The organism is Streptomyces sp. NPDC005648 (assembly GCF_040605395.1).
Classification (GTDB): domain Bacteria; phylum Actinomycetota; class Actinomycetes; order Streptomycetales; family Streptomycetaceae; genus Streptomyces.
In genome coordinates this window covers 46,721-65,622 of record NZ_JBEXCS010000012.1, presented here as the reverse complement: position 1 = coordinate 65,622, position 18,902 = coordinate 46,721, and the positions used below count along the sequence as shown (strand labels likewise).

Here is an 18,902-nt window from a genome sequence, read left to right as displayed (position 1 = left end):
CACTCGACTGGCCCCCGCCTGCCGTTCTCCTCGGCCCGGCGGTCGGCCTACCGCCGGTCGTCGTGGGAACGGTCCTGGGGGTTGTCGAGGGCGGCCGGTGAGGGGGCGGAGGCCGTCGCGGCCGTAGCGCCACCGGACGGGGCAATCAAGCCGTGCTCTGCGAAGCCCTCTCCGTCCGCTTCCAGCAGTGGAGGGACGCCGGGGTCTTCGAGGCCCTGCTGGAGGGCGCGATCACGGAGGCCGCGAAGCGGGGTGAGGTGGACTTGAAGCTGGTCAGCGTGGACTCCGCCACGGTCCGGGCCCTCCACGACGCCGCCGGGATGCGCCTCGACCCCGACATGCTCGCCGACCTGGAGAAGGCCGCCGAGGAGGCGGAGAAGGCCCGGCAAGAGGTGCCCCGATGGTCTTCGTCGACCGGTTGTGGTGGTCGGTGGCTGGTAGAAGGTGCCGTCTCTGAGCATGGCGAAGAGGACGTCGATGCGGTGTCGGGCGAGTGCGACGATGGCGGCGACGTGGTGCTTGCCCTCGCGTCGTTTCCGGTCGTAATGGGCGCGTGACTCGAGTTGTGACAGGGACGCGAACGCGGCGAGATAGAAGGCCCGTTTGAACTGTTTGTTGCCTCGCCGGGAGGAGTACTCGCCGCGGGTCGAGGAGCCGGAGGCGCGGGCGACGGGCGCCAGGCTGGCGTAGGCGCCGAGGTGACCAGAGCTCGGGAGGGCACTCGCGTCACCGACGTCGACGGGGATCCGGGCGGCGGTCCTGACCCCGATGCCGGGCATCGAGGCCAGGACCTGGGAAAGACATCTCACGGCGCTAAGGGTGCTTTCAGAAAGCCGGGTGTTTACGGGCGAGGGTCATGCAGTGTGCGAGCTGGAGGAAGGCGTCGTATATGTCGTCTCGGGTTTCCCAGCGGGTCCGTAGGCGGCGGGGTCCGTGGAGCCATGCGATAGCGGACTCGACGACCCAGTGGACTCGGCCCAGACCCGAGCCATACGGCGCGCCGCGCCGGGCGATCTTCGGGACGATGCCGCGCTCGCGCAGACGGCGACGGTACACATCGTGGTCGTAGCCGCGGTCGGCGTACAACGTGTCCGGCTTGCGCCGGGGCCAACCCCGCTTGCCGCGTGCCGGCAGTTCAGCCCGGCAGGCGGGCTGCGGAGTGGCGGGTGACGGCGTATCCGACCTCGAAGTCGTCGGCGGACATGCGGGTGTCGTTGACCTCGACCACCGTCCCGTCCGGGCCGGCGGCCGTCCGCACGATCCGCAGCAGCGGGACACCCTTGGCCAGGTGGAGCCGTCTGGCCTCAACGGGGGTGGGCATGCGGGAGCTGATCGTCTCGTCCCAGGTCAGAGGGCGGTGACCCATCGGCGGGGTTGTCGGCTATCAGCCCGAATGCCCAGCCCGACCAGGCGTCCCACGAACGAACTTGATCTCGGTGTGCCCAGATCACCCGAACCGGCGATAGCGCCACACATGTTGCAATGGTTAGGTTGCGTAGCACCAGCGTTGAGCTGCGCCGATGTGAGCTTCACAGCATGTCAGCCGTTGGAACCCCAGAGAAGCGACGTTCTACGGGGTTCCTACAGGTGTGGTGTGACGTGGTGCGAGTGTTCCTCGTTGGTGCTTGGACGCTCGTACTCGCGGGGTGTGGCTCTGTGGCGGGTTGTTGCATGATCCGTCAGAGCACCGGAGTTACAGATGCGGGCTTTTCCTGTGGTCCTGCCCTCGGGCACGCGGTACTGGACCGTCCTTGATGACGACCTCCGAGTCGTCCCCGTCGCCGACAGCTGGGGGCGATACCAGCGTTTCGGCCGAAGCCGGGCCGAACTCACGACCAAGACGAACGCGGGAGGCGCCGCGCTCTACCTCCGGTGGTGCGGCGCAACCGGCCGCGACTGGAGGAAGGCCGCTCGCGACCTCGGCTTGTTCATCGTCTGGCTGAGGCACACTCCCTCCCGAGCGAATGGCGACGGTCCCGTCGTTGTCCAGTCTGGTCCGGGCGGCACGCCGGTTCGGCGCGAGCGCCGGATCAACGTCGTGCTCTCGGCAACCCGCGGGTTCCTCTCGTACGCGGTCTCGATCGCCGAGGTACCGCGGTCCGTACTCGGGCAGCTCTACGAACTGGGCGACAGCCGGGACCTGCCGGCGGAGGCGCAGGGGGAGGATTCCGGGCTGTTCTACCGGCTCCGGGCCCGCCACCGGCTCCAGGAGCCGGAGACCGAGGTCGACCGGGCTTCCGACGAGGAGATCGTCGGCATGTTCATGGAGTGCCGCTGCGCCCGCGATCGACTGGTCGTGCTGCTGCTGGGGCGGGTGGGTCTGCGGCGCGGACAAGCGGCGGGCCTCCATCGCTCCGACTGCCACATGCTGGCGGACTCGCGTGCACTCGGATGTGACTACAAGGGGCCCCACATCCACGTGCGGCGCCGGGAGAACGCCAACGGTGCCTGGTCCAAGTCCCGGGAGTCCTGGATTCAGCCCGTGGACTTCCTCGTCGTGCAGGCCTACGACCAGTACGCCGATGAGCGGTTCGCCCTTCTCGGCGCTGGCGGCAGCGACTTCCTGCTGGTGAACCTCTTTCGCGGGGTGCTTGGAGCGCCGATGACGCCGGAGGCGATCTACGAGCTGTTCGAGCGGCTGACGCGGCGAGCGGGGCTTTCCAGGAAGGTGGGTCCGCACATGGCGCGTCGCGCCTTCGGCAGCAATGTGTCGGACGCCGGTGGCGAACTCGACGAGGTCCAGGCCCTGTTGGGGCAGAAACACCCCGAGTCGGCCCGTCCCTATGTGATCCCGGATCGAGCCCGGCTGCGGGAGGCGGTGGAACGGGTTCCGTCTCCTCGGGAGCTGTACGGACGAGGTGAGCGCTGATGTCGGCGATCCCCCTGCCGTTGCGGCCGCCGGCGGCTGCTGTGAGGACCGAGGAACTGGTCGAGGCCCTGGATCCAGAGTTCCTCGAACTCATCTCCTGGGACTGGGAGTTGGGTGTTCTCTTTTATCCGCAGGACCACCCGGTGATCGGGATGCCGGAGTGCCAGGTGCGGGGATGCGACAAGGGGTACGAGAGCAGGGGCCCTTTGTGCTCCGGCTGTCGCATCCGATGGAACAAGTCGGGACTGAGCGTCGAGGACTTCCTCGGCACGCAGGAGCGGTACAACGTCGTCCACGTCCGGCAGGAGCTGTGCCGGCTGCCGGGCTGCGAGCGGCCCTGGCGGAGCCCGACCGCAGCGCTGTGCCAAAACCACCACTACCAGCGGAAACACCGGCTGAAGATCTCTCTCGACGAGTTCCTCGTCCACCCTTTCCCGCAGCCGCTTCCAGGCCATGGAGCCTGCGGAGTGGCGGCCTGCCTGCGTCAGCGGGTCACCCCGAGCACGCTGTACTGCGACGCGCACCGGCAAAAGCTCAGCAAGGCGAAGCTCACCGGCACCTTCGACGGCGACGAGGAGCTGTGGCGGCTGACGACTCCGCCAATCCACATGGGACGCGAGGTCAGCATGCGGGGCCTTCCGCGACGGCTGGTCGCCGAGCTTCTGTACTGCGTGCAGCAGCGCACCGCGAACGGCGTGCGGACGGTCGGGCACAACCTGCGGGCGATCTGCGACCGTCTCCGTCTCCTGCGGTGCGAGACCCTCGACGGCCTCGAAGATCCGGAGGCGGCGGGGCTGCGGGCCCACACCGTCTCGCTGGTCACGGCCATGCGCAGGACCGTCCGCCGGCTCGGTGCGACCCCGGAGGAGGAGTCGCGACGCGACGTATGGGACCTCACGATCTTCGGGTTCGGCGGTACAGCCGACTTTACGGATATCCGCCAGGACACGCTCCGCGAGGCCATGAGGATCTGGGCCGCCGATGATCTGCCCCGGCGCCGCGGTAAACGCGGCGGGCGCACGCTGCAGCGGCAGATCGACGCGATCGTGGAACTCTCGAAGAGCCTGCGCCTCCAGCGCGAGGACGGCGGGCAGATCGTCGCGCTGCTCGACCGACGCGACATCGTCGCGTTCTGTAACCGGCTCGCCTTCAAGACGGAGAGCGGGCAGCTGAGCGCGCACCAGCGCCTCTACATGGCGCGGACCGTACGCAAGATCCTGAACCGGTGGCGCACCCTCGGCCTCACAGGCAAGGGCGAGATCCTCGAAGGTCTGCGGGCCGAATTCGTCATGGGGCCCGAGGACATGCCCGATGACCCGGAGGACACCGAGGCCGGCAAGGACCTGCCCGACGAGGTGATGCAGCAGCTCTGCGACAACCTGAACCTCCTGGAGGAGATGAGCAGCACAGAAGTACGGGTCTGCACGGAACTGCTGATCGACACGGGCCGTCGGCCCGACGAAGTCTGCCAGCTCCCCTTGGACTGCCTTGAGCGAGATCCGGACGGCAGCCCCGTGCTCCTCTACGACAACCACAAGGCGTTCCGGCTGGGCAGAAGGCTCCCGATCGCCAAAGTGACCGCAGCGGTGGTCACCGCTCAGCAGGAACGCGTACGACGGCGCTTCCCCGACACTCCCTCCTCCGAGCTGAAGTTGCTTCCGTCTCCGGTCGCCAACCCGTGGGGAACCAAACCCATCGCCGGTATCTGGGAACAGCACCGGAACTGGGTCCGCGCACTGCCCGACTTCCTCGTGCCCATCGAAGTGGAAGTGGATGGCGAACCCGTTACGAAACTCTTGCCGTTCGACAAGGGAAAGATCTTCCCGTACGCGTACCGGCACAGCTTCGCCCAGCGGCACGCCGACGCGGGAGTCAAGCCGGAGGTCCTCAGGGACCTCATGGACCATCGCCAGCTACAGACCAGCCAGGCGTACTACCGCATCGGCCAGGACAGGCGACGCGAGGCCATCGACCGGGTCGCGGTCATGCAGTTCGACCGGCACGGCAAGCGGGTGTGGCGCCAGGTTCAGGGACTCTTGGACTCCGAGCACGTACGGCGCGAGATCGGCGAAGTCGCCACGGCGTACGGCGTGTGCAGGGAACCCACGAACGTGGCGGCTGGCGGGCACAGCTGCCCGCTGCGCTTCCGCTGCCTGGGCTGCGAACACTTCCACACCGACGTCTCCTACCTGCCGGACCTGGAGGCGTACCACGCAGACCTCCTACGAAGCCGCGAGAAGCTGATGTCCGCCTTTGAAGCGGACGACTGGGCACGCACCGAGGCATTGCCGTCCCAGGAGGAGATCCGCCGGGTCCGTCGACTGATCAACCGCGTCAAGGCTGACCTCGGCGATCTCACCGAGGAGGAGCAGGCGCAGATCCAGCAGGCGGTCTCGGTCATCCGCCGGGGGCGCAGCGTGATGCTGGGGATGCCTCGCATCGCCCAGCCCTTGCCCGACGTCCGACCGCGAAGGACCGCATGAACTCCGCGATGAGCGCCGGCCGCAAGGCGGATGGCGACCGGCGCCGCCAGCGGGTGGTGAAGGCCGTCAACGCTGCGGCGCAGAAGGGGAACCACATCACGGTCTCGGGCATCGCCCGTCAGGCCGGGGTGGACCGGACCTTCCTGTACCGGCACCGGGATCTGCTCGCCATGGTCCACGCTGCCGAGCTCGAGCCGGCCGAGCGGGACCCCGCATCGGGTGCCTCCGCGGTGAGCAGGGCCTCGCTCCAGGCCGATCTCGCGAACGCGCAGGCCCGCACCGTCCGCCTGTCCGCACGAATTCAACAGTTGGAGAAGCGCTTGTCCCAGGAGCTGGGCGAGCAGACGTGGCGCGAGTCGGGCCTCGGCGCTCCCACCGACATCGAGGAACTGCAGCGAACGATCACGCGGCTCGAGCAGCGCAACGTCGAGTTGACCGAGGACCTGGAAGAGAGCCAGGCCGATCTGGCGGCGGCCCGGGAAACCAACCGTGAGCTGACCCGGACCCTCAACCAGCGTGGAGACCGGAACCAGGACGAATCCGCCCGCAGTACCGGTGGATGAGGCCCCTGGGGCGGGCCCGTCACGGATCTGTCCTCCCACCCCGAAGATCAGGTCGGCTGGTTTGTGGACAGGGTTGAGAACTGAGCCATGACCGCTCTCAGCCTTGGCCCCGAAGGCGAGGGGAGCGCCGGTCTTTCCCGACGCTGCGCAGCTGCTCTCAGTCGATTCGGGGTGTGGCAGGGAGGCGACTCGACGCCATAGAAGCGGGGCTACGTCACAGCCCGTCTGTACATGGCGCATGGACCTGCAAATGTTACGAAGCGTAACGAACAGGTACCAGGGGTACCGTGTTTTCCGTTCTCTCAAGGTCATCAAGAGGACCGGTGTGCTGTTCGACCGTTGGCTCATTCGGATCGCCGCGGAAGCTGGTGAGTACCGCGTCCCAATCGGCAGCGTCGGCGTATGGGCGAAGATGTTGGTAGGCGGCCGCAACATCTTCGCTTTCGGGAGTAGCTGCCAGCAGCAGTTCGGTGGCGCGGTACAGCCACCGCAGACCATCGGTGTACGAAGGCAAGCCGACGTCTAGGGCCTGGTGGATTCGGGCACGCACTTCATCTTGATCAGGTTCTGAGGCTTGTAGCAGTTGGCCGATCCGGATGACAGCGGCGTCGGGCAGTTGAGGGAACCAGTCAGCGAGATTTTTGGGCCATTCGCACGTTTGTCCGAGTGCGCGTGAACGTAGCAGGTGGTATCCGCCGACAATCGCCCCTACGGGGCTGGACACCTTGTCGTAGAGCATGGTTTCGGCGAGCGGATCGTAGTGGTCCGCGATAATCTGCGCGGCTGTAAGTTGGCCAGCTGCGTTGTAGGCCAGCAGTGCCTCGGCTCGCTCGTCGTCGCTGTGAGCCTGCAATACGTATCCGGCGTTGAAGCCCAGCTCATCGTCACCGGTGTAGGTCAGAGTCACTGTGACCTGGTCGGTGGGGGGAAGAAGGACGCAGCGGTGCGCGATGTGGTCCCCGCCGACTTGCAGTGCACATCCGCCAGCCTCGTCCACACCCCACTGCAGCGCTCCAGATCGCAGTACCAGAGCGATCGGTTCGAATGGCACCGGCGTCCAAGACTTCTGGTCCGCTGCCAGGCGCCACAGGCGAGCCCAGCTACCGCTGTACAGCGCTGCCACCTCACGTTCCAGGGCGGGGAACGCATTGCTGCTGGTTGCTGCGTTATCCATCGACAGCTGTTCATCCTCAAGTGCAGTGCTGTGCGGCTTCAGGGTCACACGAGCGGTGCCATGCATGTCGGCGAACGCTGTGAGGACCTGACCGTCGGCGAGTTTGGCCTGAACGTACAGGGGGCCCTCTTTCACGTCCACTTTCGTTACCATTCCGCAGTGTGCCAGCGCGTGGATGGTGTGCCCTGTCTGCAGGTCGAGAACTTCGAGGGGCACTATCGACCCCTTGGGGGCGTGAGGTGCCTCCAGGAACACGGCGAGGGCGCTCATGACGGGAACGGCCGCCGGAAGCGGGTTTCCGTCCCGAGGGAAGTAGCGGCGCAGACTGGCCATGAGATCGACCGCGGAGGCATTGGGGTTCTCCTGGGCGAGCAAAGCGGCCGCACCCGCGACGTGCGCCGTGGCCATGCTGGTGCCACTCATTAGCTGGTACGCGCCCCCGGGGGCAGCCGAGTGCACCTGCCAGCCGGGCGCGGCGACGTTAAGCTCACCCCACTGATCGTTGATGCTGCCGTTGGAGAAGAATGCCGTGGTCAGTGCCTTGTCGAGCGCGCCCACGGCGAGGATGGAGGGGCAGTTGGCGGGTCGATCGACGGGCGCCACGAACCCAGGTCGCTCACTGTGGTTGCCCCCAGCGGCGACGATCACCGTGCCGAGGGCGAGCACGCGCTGGGCCAGCTTCTCGTACGTCTGCGGGAAGAGCTCACCTGGCTGGACAGGGACGCCGAACGACATGGAGATCACTCGCGCGCCTCGGGCGACGGCCCAGGCCATGCCCGCCAGGATCTGCCCGTCGGTGCCGGTACCCGCGTTGCTCAGCACCTTCGCCGCGAGAATCCGGGCCTCGCAGGCGACGCCGTAGCGGGGTCCCTGCTGAGGGTTGACCGGACCTGCGGCGGTGCCGGTGCAGTGTGTGCCGTGCCCGTGGAAGTCCTTGACACTCTCTCCAGGTACGAAGGAGGCCGCCGCCTCGATGCGGCCGGCTAGGTCCGGGTGGTCGGTGTCCACTCCGGTGTCGAGGACGGCGATCTTCACATCGCGGCCCGTCAGGTTGGACAGGTTGGACAGGTTGGCGCGGATCACTTGTAGGCCCCAGGTCCACTGCTGCTCGTCCCAGGGCGGGTCCTGGGAGGCGGCGGATGCGGCCCTGTTGTAGCGGGCGACCACGTCCTCGTCACTGCGGTATGCCGGGAAGAATTCGGTCGGCGCCTGCGTCGCGACGGTGATCGGTGAGGCGTAGACGATGCGCTCCGGCTCCGCTGCGATGATCGACGATGTCGCCTCGGCCGTGGTCACCAGCGCATGGCGTTTCGCGGGCCGCACTTCGACGACCGCGGCGCCGAGTTCCTCGAAGAGCACCGAGACGTCGGGGCGCTCAAGGAAGTCGGTGACGTTCGCGGCCTCAATTTTTCCTCCGACACGCTCGACGGACGCGATGTCGGCGGAGGAACGCAGCGCGTTCAGCCCGTTGTCCAGGTCATCTGGTTCGAGCAGCACCAGGTATCGACCTGTGTACTCCGCGCCCTGGCCGGTGGGCCGATCGTGCTGCCCGCCGAAGGCGCGCCTGTCCATGGGGCTGTTCGCCATTCGATTCCCCACTTCCTGTGCGCTTCCCCTGGATCGTGGATGTGTGTCGAATCACGGCGCGTCAGGTGCCGGGTTTGACGGGGCGTTGCTCCGCCGTGTGTGAACCGCGGGCACACGAGGCAGCGGCGGCAGTACTGCTACGGGGCGTGACCAAGACGTTCCATCAAGGTAGGAGGCTTGAAGCTGGTACCAGCAAGAGGCCGGCGCCTCCAGTTGCCATGGACCGGCGATCTGTTTCCTGGTTTGGTGGAAGTTCCGGTGAGATGAGTCAAGGCTGAGGGTCGCGACCTTGGCGCTGTCGGGAGGGTCGTAGTCGATTTGGAGGGACACCAAGGGCGGTCCAGGAAGGTGGCCCAGAATCACGTTCTCCGACTCGCCGTCCGTGCGGCAACACTGGCGCTCCCCTGTGGCCGGACCGAAGGTGCCGTAGGTCAGAAGATCCTGAACGGCATCTGCCAGCCTGCGATAGCGGACCACCCACGTGTCGTTGTTCCCGGGGTCCTCGCCCCCTGCGCCGCGGAGCGCGGCCAGAAGTGCTTGCGTGAAATATGTGACCTGCCCAGGCGCTCCGAGAGCGGTACCGCCCTTGCGGGTGGCAAGTAGGACTGGCGTGTTCCTATCGGTGTTTCCCCCCCAGATAGGCGGTATGAGTGGGTCTCCTAGGGTGTCAGAAATTTTCCTCAAGTCCCATTTCACCTGGCGGCATGCGTCAGTGATGAAAACCTGAGTATCCGCCTGACAGCTGGCCATGCCGTACCGCATGCGGTTGAGGTCAATGCTCGTCGACATCGGATTCAGCGGAGCCTGCCCAAAGTCCTCCAAGAGGAGATACTGGTGATCCCGAGCCAAGCCGTGACCGCAGAAGTAGAACAGGGCGACGTTGGCCTGGTTTGCGTTGCAGCGTTTGATCCAACTGCTGGCCGCGAGTTGGGCGTTGGGAAGGTCTGCCGGCGCTATGTCATGCCCGGCATATCTGTAGGGGCCGTCGCTTGTCGACATCAACAGCTCGATGCTGCCCAGCGGCGCGCCTGAAGGATGAGGGTAGTCGCCGGTAAGCCAGTCCAGGAAAGCATGAGCTGACAACGGAGGCTCTTGGATCTGCTCAAGTCCCAGTGTGTTCGCCATCAAGGGTCCTGAGCCACCGGGCAGGTGTCTGTAAGCGCCGACACCTATCACGAAGGCGTGCAGGGCTGCGTCCCTCGTCTGCTTGTCGAGGACCGTGGTCATCGTCCCCGTACCTCCTGGACACGGACGCCCAAACGCTGGAAGAACGATGGCTGCCCGAAGTAAGCACCATGGGCTCTGAGCAGGTCATGGCTTGGATAGCTGTAGTCGATCACGTCGGCGAAGATCGGCTCCAGCTTGTATGACAGCACGTCGTTGTAGTCGAAGACGTTGATCCAGTGCTCGACGTTAGGCGGCTTCGCCACCTTGCGCCCTGTTGTGTCGTCGTCACTTACTGCGAGAACCTTCATTTCTTCCAGAAGTCCTACCTGGGAGCCCACTGTGCAGAGAACATCTGCGGTCGTGTCCGTACAGAAGCTCGACAGCATGTCGTAGGCGATCGCTCCACCCAGGCTGTGGCCAACGACGATCAAAGGGTCATCTGCGGTACGCCCCCTCATGCCCTCTTGCAGGGCAGCCATCACCCGGTCCGGTATTGGCCCGGGATCGGACGTGCTCCCGCGTCCCTCGAGGTACACGAACACATCACCGAGAAAACGGGGGACTGTGGGCACGAGCAGCTCGCGTGCGGCGTTCCATGCGGACTTTCCCACAAAATCGGCCGCCTCGTGGTGCAGGCGATCGACGCCTTCCCGCACTCGCTCCCACACCTCCCCGATGAAGCCGAGTCTTACTACAGGAGGCCCTGCTGGCTCAGGTTCAGCGGCTTGAAGATCCTCTTGGAGGCGGCGGATGAACTGCTCGTCATCAACGAGCGTGGGCGGTTCAGTCAGCGCAAGCCAGGGCGGCGGAGCTGCTCTATGCGCGAGGGCGTACTGGGCCAGCGGGGCGGCCAGCGCCACCGATTGAGCCTCGTCGCCCTCAGCCACATGCACTGCGGCGAGGTACAGCAGATCGAGGGCGGAATCGAGGTCTCGCCGCGCCAAGGTGAGCAGTACAGCATCCGGAAAAGGAGCTTCTGGGGCTGCAGCGGATGCCGCAGCAGCCAGCAAGAAGAAGGAGTCCTGCCCTGCGGAGCCAAGGGTTACAGCGTGTTCCCTGCCAGTGGGGACAGAATCGAGGTTGAAGGCGAAACGAACCCCAGCGTCACCCCAGTACGGGTTGATGACACCGGTGTCGGGCAGCCCTGCCGCTGCTAGGAAAACGTCTCGAAAAAGGGCGTCGCGAGTACCTACTACCTGATCGTAGCCAGGGCCCTTACGGTTGTTGACTCCATGAATGAAGACGATGGGCATCTTGCCTCCCGTAGCTTCCGGAGGAAGCCCAATTGGGATATTGGACATGTCGGCCCATAGCGTCAGGATAGATCGCTGATTCCTCTTCCGCGCCCTGACAGGATCGGCGCCAGCCGAGACGTACAGAGGTCCGAGAGGGGGACGTGGCGCGGTGATGGCACACCTCTGTTGCCCAATCGGTCGTCTCCTTCCTCGCCCAGCGCATGCCGATGTTGGAGAGTTACTCCACCTGCTCCGGGGTGAGGTTGCTGCCCGGGAGCGCTGGTTGCCGATCCATGCCCCGAGCTTGATGCCCCGCTGCCGCAAACGGCCCTGGCGGCAGGTCAGGCAGCTTCCTGTATCACGTAGCTGTGGGCGACGTCGCGGCGTTCGGCGGGACAGGCCTTGCGGCGGGTCAGCCGCCGTGTCATCAACGTGATTTGCCGCCCACGTGATCAGCGACTCGCTCATCTCAGGCAGCCGTTCGTGGTCGCGGCAGTGACGGCTGGCCCACGATCCACGACCAGTACCGTTCCACTGCCCAGCGCGTGAGAACCACGAAGCCCTTGGCGTCTGGTGGGCGCCGCACCGTGTAGGTGGTGATGTCGAGGTACTGCTTCGCCCAGAACAGCAACTCTCGTGCCGCCAGCGAGTTCTGGGCATCGGCGGGAGTGACCATGACCCGCAGGAGGAGACTGCGATTTTTCCCGCCGCCCCACCCGCGTCGCCATGCTGACGGTCTCGGATGCCTTGACGGATTGGGAGGTCCACGATCACTGAGGCGGTCTGGGGGCGTCTTGCCCGCGGCGAGACAGATGCGGCGGCACAGCTGGTCGCGGATGGCGCCGAGGACACCGGCAGCGGCCGACCTCCTGGCGAACCCGTAGGTTGTGCGCCTTCTGGAACACGGTCTATGGCTACTTCGCCAAGTGGCAGAAGGATGGCGTCTTCGCCTAGCTCAACGGCCCTGTTGCGGGAGTTGGTACGCGAGCAGGAGGGCCGGAACTGCGAACTGTCCGCGTGCGTGATCGACGCGCAGAGCGTGAAGACCGGGATGAAACAACGGGGAAATGGACCTCCTACCTGATCGGGTGATAGCGCCACACCTGTTGCACGCGGTAGCGTCCTTCCCGCTGCTGCTGAGCTGCACAGATCCTCATCGGATCACGCTGCACGACGGTTGACCCCGCTAGAAGCGACGATGTCGCCGTGGTCGGCGCTGTCCATCTTCCGCACCACGACGATGTCCCCGTCACAGATCGCCGCGTCGACCATGGAGTCGCCGACCACGGGAAACCGACAAGTTAGCCGAATCTCGGAGGACTCAGGCCGGGAACCCGCGCCAGACTGCCACCGGTCGGGTGCGGCCTGGCGTGGGTTCGCGGGTTTTCGAGGCGGTGGCCTCCTCCGGGGGTGAGTAGCGCGGTACCGGAAGTGCCGTTAGTGGCCGCCCACGCTTCGGTTCCTGACCTCACCCGACGACGCCGGTGAAGGCCGTTGCGAGGCCCACCCAGACGTCCGCCGGGCGGCGAAACGCGGCATCATGGGCAAGCGCGGAGAGGCCGGCGGCGCCGTCCGGATGCCATGCGGGCCGAACCCGCTCCATGCCCGCTCGGGGGCTTCTCACTCGCCACGGGCGTTGTCGACTGCATCCGCTACGGGTCCTGCGCAGTCGAAGGTGACCTATCGGCCCCCGTTCGTGCCGCGTCTTGGGATCGGTAGGGAGAACCGTCCTCACGTCGGCTGCTGGTGACGCGACAAATGGGGGCCTTCGCTCACTTAGTCGGATGTCGGCGGTGTCTTGGGGGCGCGGAGCAGGCACCCGATCGCTGCGGTGAGAACGATGATGCCGACGGCGATGAGGGAGGCGGACAAGCCGTCCATAAAGGCGGACTTGACGCCGTCTGCCAGGGCTGCGCCCCGGGCGCCGAGCTGATCGGCGACATGGAGGCCCGCAGCGGCGGAGTCCCGTGCAGCCTCGGAGGCTTCGGCCGGGAGCTGGTTGAGAGAGTCGGGCAGGTTGGAGCGGTAGTGGCTGCCGTAGATCGAGCCCATGAGGGCGATGCCGACAGCGGAGCCGACCTCGCGGGTGGTGTCGTTCATCGCGGAGGCGACTCCCTGCTGGCCGCGGCCGAGTGAGCCGGTGATGGCGGCGGTGCCCACGGATCCGGACAGACCGATGCCGAAGCCCGCGAGGACGAGACCGCCGAGGAACGGCAGGTAGCCGGAGCCGACGTCGAGGAGGGAGATGACGAACAGGCCGGCGCTGAGCAGGAGCAGGCCGACGGTCATGGTGGCCTTCATGCCGACGTGTCGCACGAGGCGAGGGGTGGCCTGGGAGGTGGGCAGGACGACGACGGCGACGGGGACGAGGGCGGCGGCGGCCTTGAGCGGGCTGTAGCCGAGGATCAGCTGCAGGTACTGCAGGCCGACGAAGAAGAACCCGAAGACGGCCATGAACTGCACGAGGACGGTGATCGCGCCGGCCCGGAAGCCGCGGATGCCGAACAGCGCGGGGTCGAGCAGCGGGTGCTGATTTCGCAGGCCGAGCCAGGCGTACGCAGCGAAGGCCAGCACGGTGACGACGAGTGCGGCGATCACCGCTGGCTCCGTCCAGCCCTGCTCGTTGCCCTCGATGATGGCGAAGACGAGGGTGCCGATACCGAGGGCAGTGCACACGGCCCCGGACACGTCGGGCGGGGACGGGTGCTCGTCCTTGGTGTCGGGCGCCAGGACGAGGGCGGCGACGGCGGCGCCGAGGGCGGCTGCGGCGCTGGTGATGAAGATCGCCCGCCATGAGTACCACTCCAGCAAGGTTCCCGCGGCCAGCATGCCGATGATGGCGCCCGCCGCAGCGAACCCTGACCAGGTGGCCACGCCCTTGGCTCGCTGCTCGGGAGGGAAGGCGGCCGTGATCGTGGACAGCGTGCCCGGCATGATCATCGCGGCTCCCAGCCCCATGACGACCCGCCAGATGATGAGGGTGGTGGTGGAGTCCGCGAAGGAGGCGGCCAGGGAGGCGGCGCCGAAGACGACGGTGCCCGCGAGGAGGACGTTGCGGCGACCGACCCGGTCACCGATGGCACCCAGGGGCAGGACGAGAGCGGCCAGGGCGACGGTGTAGCCGTCGGCGATCCAGGTCAGCGAGCTGTTGGCCGCCGACAGGTCGATGGCCAGGTCGGGCAGGGCGAGGTTGAGCGCGGAGACGGAGGCGACGACCAGGACCAGGGACAGGCACATGGCGAAGAGGACGCCGTGGTGGCCGGCCCGGCCGGTCGCGACGGCGTCCTGTGTGACTTCGCTCTGATCGTCGGATTTGCGGAGCGGGGCTGTGGACATCGGGGGACCTGTCTTTAGTCGGTGCCGGGCTGGAGAAGCTTGAAGACAAGGCGTGCGGCGGTGCGCTGGGCTGCCTGGCGCAGGCGCACAGGGGCCGGAAGCGATGGGGCCGGGAGTGGGGGGACGGCGGTCAGACGGGGGAAGAGCGTTTCGGCGTTGGCGCGGTTGACGGCCTTGAGCATGCCCGGGTCGACGTTGCCGTCGAGGCCGTTGGCGAAATACTGCGCGGCGGGAGTGGGGGCGAACGGCCAGTCGCTGCCGAAGAGGACGTGTCCGGGCCGGGCGAAGGCGAGCAGGGTCGGTAGGGCGGCGGGGCTGGAGGACAGGGCGGTGTCGAAGTAGAAGGAGCGGAAGTCGTCCAGTACGTCGAGCGGGCTGCGCGCGGTGTCGTTGGCGATGGTGACGGCCATGCGGTGCGAGGAGTAGGGGACGAAGCCGCCGGCGTGGCTGAGGATGAACCGGATGTGCGGGTAGCGGCGCGGGATGCCGTTGCGGACCAGGAGATACGCGGCGCGGGTGGTGTCCAGCAGGAAGTCGGCGGCGAAGGGGGGAATGCCGTCGACGGGTGGTGCGGGTAGTTCCGCCGGGTGCACGAAGACCACCGCGCCACGGTCGTTGAGTGTGTGCCACAACCGGTCCTGGCCGTCGGATCCGAGGTAGCTGCCCTGGTTGTTGGCGAGCAGGGTGACGCCGTCGGCGTGCAGATCGTCCAGTGCCCGCGTGGCTTCGGCGGCGGAGGCGTCGGCGTCGGGCATGGGCAGGGTGGCGAAGAAGCCGAAACTGCCGGGGTGGTCGGCGCTCAGGGACGCGGAGTGGTCGTTGAGTCGTCGGGCCAGGTCGGCGGCTTCGCCGGGGTTGCCGAGGAAGCTGGAGCCGGGTGTGGACACGGACAGGATCGAGGTGGTGGTGCCGAGCAGGTTCATCAGTTCCAGCGCGGACTGGGAGCTCCAGTCGGGCAGCGCCCGGCCGCCGGCTTCGGCGATTCCGGCTTTGGCGAGCTCCACCCGGTAGAAGTCGGGCACCACATGCTGGTGGACGTCGATGCGTTGTGCCGAAGGGGACATGTGACGGGGCCTTTCATGCGGGTCTGCGCGCTACGGCGTGGAAGTCGGTCATTCCAGCCGCCGACCATGCACTGCCGACCGCGCGACGAGCAGGCTATGGGCGTCGACGCCCGGAAGCAGTCACGGAATCCGGCGTGGCGATGACCGAGGACCATCCGGATGACCGGGAGAGAGGATCGGGGTCGGGACTGGGGAGGCGGATCGGGAACCTGACCTTCGATGTCTCAGGCGGGAGGGCGGACGATTGGTCAGACGAAGGACACCGAGACCGAGCCGAGGGCCCCGAAACGGGCCACCGTCTTCTGTCCGGCGCTGACGAAGGGGGCGGTGGTCATGGCGCCGGGCAGGATCACGTGTCCGGGGTCCAGTCCGGCACCGAAACCGGCGAGGGTGTTGGCCAGCCAGGCGACCGCGGCGGCCGGGTGGCCCAGGACATCCTTGCCGCTGCCGGAGGCCACGTGGTCCCCGTTGACATGCAGATCGACGGTGACCGCCGCGAGGTCGGGCGCGTATTCCATCGGCGTCCAGGAGCCGCAGAGCAGCCCCGCGGAACTGGCGTTGTCCGCGACGGTGTCGACCAGGGTGATCCGCCCGTCTCGGATGCGGCTGTCGACGATCTCCAGTGCGGGAGCGACCGCCTCGGTGGCGGCCAGCACGTCCCCGGTGGTTACGCCGGGGCCGCGCAGTGACCGGGCGAGGCGGAAGCAGATCTCGGGTTCGACGCGCGGGGCGCAGTAGCGGGAGGCACGTACGGTGCCGCCGTCGCGCTGGACCATGTCGTCCAGCAGGTGTCCGAAGTCCGGCTCGTGCACGCCGAGCAGGTGCTGCATCGCGGGAGAGGTCAGACCCACTTTGTGTCCGATCACCGTCGCACCGGCGGTCAGTCGGTGGGCGATGTTGTCCTGCTGCACGGCGTAGGCGTCGGCGAGATCGAGGCCGGGCAGCGTCACGGAGAGCGGTTCGACGGGTGCCGCGTGGCGTTCGGCCTCGCGCAGCCGTCGGGCGGCCACCGCGCGTCGTTCGGGCGGGTTCACGCCTTGCTCCTGGCTGCCAGGCGCTTAGCCGCCTCGTAGACCAACTGGGCGTGCAGTTCGAACATCGCCACCAGGTCGACGGCATCTCCGGTGATCTCCCGATGGACGAACAGTCCGTCAGCGCCCGCGACGGTGTAGGTCGCCAGGTTGTGGACGTCCTCCTCGCCGAGTTCGGGGAAGAGCGCTTCGGCCACCTCGGCGATCTTCGCGTGCGCGATGGTGCGGACCTGGAGGAACACCGTCCGGCCACGGGGTTCGGTCGGGCGCCGTTCCAGGGCGAGCATAAGCCCCAGGCGGAGGAAGTCAGGGGCGTCGACCAGTGACTTCGCCACGTTGCCCGCCATGACGGTGATCCGCTCCAGCGGAGTGCCCGTCTCCTCGCCCGGGAGCACGACCGCGGCCAGCCAGGTGTCGAAGCTGCGCTCGATGACCGCGGCGATCAGGTCGTCCTTGTCCTTGAAGTGCCAGTAGATCGAGCTGGCGGGCAGTCCGCACTTGGCGCTGACCGCCGCGATCGACGTGCCCTCGTACCCTCGCTCGCCCGCGATCTCCACGGTGGCGTCGAGGATGCGCTGCCGCGATTCCACCCCGTTCGCGCGCTTCTTGCGGGTCGTCTGTGGCCTCGCCATGGCAGGTGATGCCTCCTCTGTGCGACTGACGTCGGCTCTTGACCGTCTTCGGCCGCAAGCATACCGTAGCACCCGCTCCAATTGGAGTGAGCGTTACAGCAAGAGCCGCGAACAAGAGCCGCGCAACATGAAAGACAGTGAGGTGGCCTGGTGTGAGTGCGATCAGGGCCGGAACAGATTCTGAGAACAGTGACTACGACGTGGCGGTGATCGGCTACGGGCCCACGGGCGTGACCGCCGCGAACCTGCTGGGCGCCATGGGCCTGCGCGTCGTCGTCCTGGAGCGCGACGCGGAGATCTTCAGCCGCGCCAGGGCCATCTCCACCGACGAGGAGGTTGTCCGCATCTGGCAGCGGATCGGCCTGGCCGAGCGGCTCAAGCGGGACATGCTGACCGAACGGCCCGTCGACTTCGTCGACGCCAACGGCCGCGCGTTCCTCAGCGCGCGCCCCAGCCCCCGCGGCCACGGCCATCCACCGCAGATGTTCATCTACCAGCCCGCTCTGGAGCAGGTCCTGCGCGACGGAGTCGACCGGTACCCCAATGTGCGCGTGCTGCTGCGCCATGAATGTCTGCGCCTGCGCCAGGACGCCGACGGGGTGGAACTGACGGTGGTCGGTACGGCCGACGACTCCGTCCACCGCCTGCGCGCCTCCTACGTGATCGCGGCCGACGGCGGCTCCAGCCTCACCCGCGCCCAGCTCAACATCGGCTACGAGGGCAGGACGTACGAGGACCGCTGGGTGGTCATCGACACGAAGATGCTCAAGCCCTGGCCGGACCACGACAAGCTGCGCTTCCACTGCGACCCGGCCCGTCCCGCCGTGGACTGTCCCACCCCACTCGGACACCACCGGTGGGAGTTCCCGATCCTGCCCGGCGACGACGAGGAACAGCTGACCACCGAGGAGGCCGTGTACCGGCTGGTGGCGAGGTACGGCATCTCCCGCGACAGCGTGGAGGTCCTGCGCGCCACCGTCTACAGCCACCACGTCCGCTTCGCCACCCGCTTCCGCATGGGCCGGGTCTTCCTCGCGGGCGACGCCGCCCACGCCATGCCCCCGTGGATCGGCCAGGGTATGGCCGCCGGCGTGCGCGACGTGGCCAACCTCTGCTGGAAGCTCGATGCCGTCCTGCGCGGCGAACTGCCCGGGGCGGTGCTCGACAGCTACGAGGCCGAGCGCAAGCCGCATGTCAAGGAGGTCACCAAGCGGGCGGTGTTCGTCGGCCGGATCATCACGGAACGCCGCCTGCCTCTCGCGCGCGTCCGCAACGGCGCCCTGCGCGCCCTGGACCGTATACCGGGCTTTGGCGACTGGTTGCAGGACTCGAACTGGATCCCCGTCGCCCGGTACGACGACGGCCTCCAAGCCCGCCCCCGCACCCGCGCGACCGGCCACCAGGTCCCGCAGCCCTGGGTCACCGGCCCCGACGGCACCCGCGTCCGCCTCGACGACGCACTCGGCGGCCGATGGCTCCTCCTGCACGCCGGCACGGCCACACCCCAGCCCGCCTGGCCCTCGGGCATCCCCTCCCTGACGGTCACCGCCGTCGGCTCCCGGCCCGCCGAGGGCACCCTCGTCGACAGCGACGGCATCCTGCTGCCCTGGATGACCAGGCACGGCGCCACCACGCTCGCCCTGCGCCCCGACGCCTACGTCTACGCCGCGGCTTCCGCAAGTACCCCGCTCCCTCCCCCACCCCACGGCTTCGCCCCGTCCACGACCTCCCGCCCGACCGCCTCCACCGCCCAGTGAGGAC

Annotated in this window: 13 protein-coding genes and 5 pseudogenes; 6 read left to right on the top strand and 12 right to left on the bottom strand. The window is 67.4% G+C overall.

Features of this window, described 5'->3' with window-relative positions:
- Positions 1–176: 176 nt before the first annotated feature.
- A pseudogene (locus tag ABZT17_RS09795) lies at positions 177–392 on the top strand (hypothetical protein); the annotation flags it as partial.
- A gap of 33 nt (positions 393–425) precedes the next feature.
- Here ABZT17_RS09795 and ABZT17_RS09790 read toward each other — a convergent pair.
- The 3 genes and pseudogenes from ABZT17_RS09790 to ABZT17_RS09780 form a co-directional block, all read right to left on the bottom strand.
- A pseudogene (locus ABZT17_RS09790) lies at positions 426–791 on the bottom strand (transposase); the annotation flags it as partial.
- Between the two features lie 34 nt (positions 792–825).
- A pseudogene (locus tag ABZT17_RS09785) lies at positions 826–1,131 on the bottom strand (transposase); the annotation flags it as partial.
- Between the two features lie 4 nt (positions 1,132–1,135).
- Positions 1,136–1,366 (bottom strand): UTRA domain-containing protein, encoded by a 231-nt coding sequence (locus tag ABZT17_RS09780; RefSeq protein ID WP_356346012.1) that lies wholly within the window; start codon positions 1,364–1,366, stop codon positions 1,136–1,138.
- Positions 1,367–2,038: 672 nt separating this feature from the next.
- Between ABZT17_RS09780 and ABZT17_RS09775 the strand changes: the two genes are divergently transcribed.
- The 3 genes from ABZT17_RS09775 to ABZT17_RS09765 are packed head-to-tail and all read left to right on the top strand — an operon-like array spanning position 2,039 to position 5,915.
- Positions 2,039–2,869, top strand: coding sequence for a tyrosine-type recombinase/integrase (locus ABZT17_RS09775; RefSeq protein WP_356346010.1), 831 nt, complete (start codon positions 2,039–2,041; stop codon positions 2,867–2,869).
- Positions 2,869–5,352: a hypothetical protein gene (locus tag ABZT17_RS09770; protein ID WP_356346008.1), complete on the top strand. Its 2,484-nt coding sequence runs from the start codon at positions 2,869–2,871 to the stop codon at positions 5,350–5,352. Before ABZT17_RS09775 ends, ABZT17_RS09770 begins: the two co-directional genes overlap by 1 nt.
- Positions 5,349–5,915, top strand: a complete 567-nt coding sequence (locus ABZT17_RS09765) for a DUF6262 family protein (RefSeq protein ID WP_356346004.1) — start codon at positions 5,349–5,351, stop codon at positions 5,913–5,915. Before ABZT17_RS09770 ends, ABZT17_RS09765 begins: the two co-directional genes overlap by 4 nt.
- Positions 5,916–6,168: 253 nt before the next feature.
- Here the strand turns inward: ABZT17_RS09765 and ABZT17_RS09760 are convergent, their stop codons facing one another.
- The 4 genes from ABZT17_RS09760 to ABZT17_RS09745 all read right to left on the bottom strand — a co-directional run bounded on the left by ABZT17_RS09760 (position 6,169) and on the right by ABZT17_RS09745 (position 11,754).
- Positions 6,169–8,676, bottom strand: a complete 2,508-nt coding sequence (locus ABZT17_RS09760; RefSeq protein ID WP_356346002.1) for a S8 family serine peptidase — start codon at positions 8,674–8,676, stop codon at positions 6,169–6,171.
- A 51-nt stretch (positions 8,677–8,727) separates the two neighbouring features.
- Positions 8,728–9,903 carry a caspase family protein gene (locus ABZT17_RS09755; RefSeq protein ID WP_356345999.1) on the bottom strand — a complete coding sequence of 392 codons (1,176 nt, stop codon included), beginning with the start codon at positions 9,901–9,903 and terminating at the stop codon, positions 8,728–8,730.
- Positions 9,900–11,096: a hypothetical protein gene (locus ABZT17_RS09750; protein ID WP_356345997.1), complete on the bottom strand. Its 1,197-nt coding sequence runs from the start codon at positions 11,094–11,096 to the stop codon at positions 9,900–9,902. Before ABZT17_RS09750 ends, ABZT17_RS09755 begins: the two co-directional genes overlap by 4 nt.
- Before the next feature lie 451 nt (positions 11,097–11,547).
- A complete protein-coding gene (locus ABZT17_RS09745) occupies positions 11,548–11,754 on the bottom strand; it encodes a hypothetical protein (protein WP_356345995.1) in 207 nt (68 codons plus the stop codon).
- A 221-nt stretch (positions 11,755–11,975) separates the two neighbouring features.
- Here ABZT17_RS09745 and ABZT17_RS09740 point away from each other — a divergent pair.
- Positions 11,976–12,126, top strand: a pseudogene (locus ABZT17_RS09740) (IS5/IS1182 family transposase); the annotation flags it as partial.
- 140 nt (positions 12,127–12,266) lie between these two features.
- Here the strand turns inward: ABZT17_RS09740 and ABZT17_RS09735 are convergent.
- The 5 genes and pseudogenes from ABZT17_RS09735 to ABZT17_RS09715 form a co-directional block, all read right to left on the bottom strand.
- A pseudogene (locus ABZT17_RS09735) lies at positions 12,267–12,365 on the bottom strand (S24 family peptidase); the annotation flags it as partial.
- A 489-nt stretch (positions 12,366–12,854) separates the two neighbouring features.
- Positions 12,855–14,414: an MFS transporter gene (locus tag ABZT17_RS09730; protein WP_356345992.1), complete on the bottom strand. Its 1,560-nt coding sequence runs from the start codon at positions 14,412–14,414 to the stop codon at positions 12,855–12,857.
- Between the two features lie 14 nt (positions 14,415–14,428).
- Complete coding sequence (locus ABZT17_RS09725; protein WP_356345989.1) at positions 14,429–15,478, bottom strand: amidohydrolase family protein; 1,050 nt, start codon at positions 15,476–15,478, stop codon at positions 14,429–14,431.
- 248 nt (positions 15,479–15,726) lie between these two features.
- The gene (locus ABZT17_RS09720) at positions 15,727–16,512 is read right to left on the bottom strand and encodes a fumarylacetoacetate hydrolase family protein (protein WP_356345986.1); all 786 of its coding nucleotides are present in this window, start codon (positions 16,510–16,512) and stop codon (positions 15,727–15,729) included.
- Positions 16,509–17,141: a TetR/AcrR family transcriptional regulator gene (locus tag ABZT17_RS09715; RefSeq protein ID WP_356345983.1), complete on the bottom strand. Its 633-nt coding sequence runs from the start codon at positions 17,139–17,141 to the stop codon at positions 16,509–16,511. The genes ABZT17_RS09720 and ABZT17_RS09715 overlap by 4 nt, the downstream gene beginning before the upstream one ends.
- A gap of 152 nt (positions 17,142–17,293) precedes the next feature.
- Here ABZT17_RS09715 and ABZT17_RS09710 point away from each other — a divergent pair, with 152 nt between their 5' ends.
- On the top strand, positions 17,294–18,898 hold the full coding sequence (locus ABZT17_RS09710) for a bifunctional 3-(3-hydroxy-phenyl)propionate/3-hydroxycinnamic acid hydroxylase (protein ID WP_356345981.1): 1,605 nt from the start codon (positions 17,294–17,296) through the stop codon (positions 18,896–18,898).
- Positions 18,899–18,902: the final 4 nt, after the last annotated feature.

Bases quoted from the DNA above. Each gene is read 5' to 3' on its own strand.
- ABZT17_RS09715 (WP_356345983.1), bottom strand. From the start codon at position 17,141: ATGGCGAGGCCACAGACGACCCGCAAGAAGCGCGCGAACGGGGTGGAA.
- ABZT17_RS09765 (WP_356346004.1), top strand. From the start codon at position 5,349: ATGAACTCCGCGATGAGCGCCGGCCGCAAGGCGGATGGCGACCGGCGC.
- ABZT17_RS09770 (WP_356346008.1), top strand. From the start codon at position 2,869: ATGTCGGCGATCCCCCTGCCGTTGCGGCCGCCGGCGGCTGCTGTGAGG.
- ABZT17_RS09730 (WP_356345992.1), bottom strand. From the start codon at position 14,414: ATGTCCACAGCCCCGCTCCGCAAATCCGACGATCAGAGCGAAGTCACA.
- ABZT17_RS09745 (WP_356345995.1), bottom strand. From the start codon at position 11,754: ATGGTCACTCCCGCCGATGCCCAGAACTCGCTGGCGGCACGAGAGTTG.
- ABZT17_RS09755 (WP_356345999.1), bottom strand. From the start codon at position 9,903: ATGACCACGGTCCTCGACAAGCAGACGAGGGACGCAGCCCTGCACGCC.
- ABZT17_RS09750 (WP_356345997.1), bottom strand. From the start codon at position 11,096: ATGCCCATCGTCTTCATTCATGGAGTCAACAACCGTAAGGGCCCTGGC.
- ABZT17_RS09780 (WP_356346012.1), bottom strand. From the start codon at position 1,366: ATGGGTCACCGCCCTCTGACCTGGGACGAGACGATCAGCTCCCGCATG.
- ABZT17_RS09760 (WP_356346002.1), bottom strand. From the start codon at position 8,676: ATGGCGAACAGCCCCATGGACAGGCGCGCCTTCGGCGGGCAGCACGAT.
- ABZT17_RS09725 (WP_356345989.1), bottom strand. From the start codon at position 15,478: ATGTCCCCTTCGGCACAACGCATCGACGTCCACCAGCATGTGGTGCCC.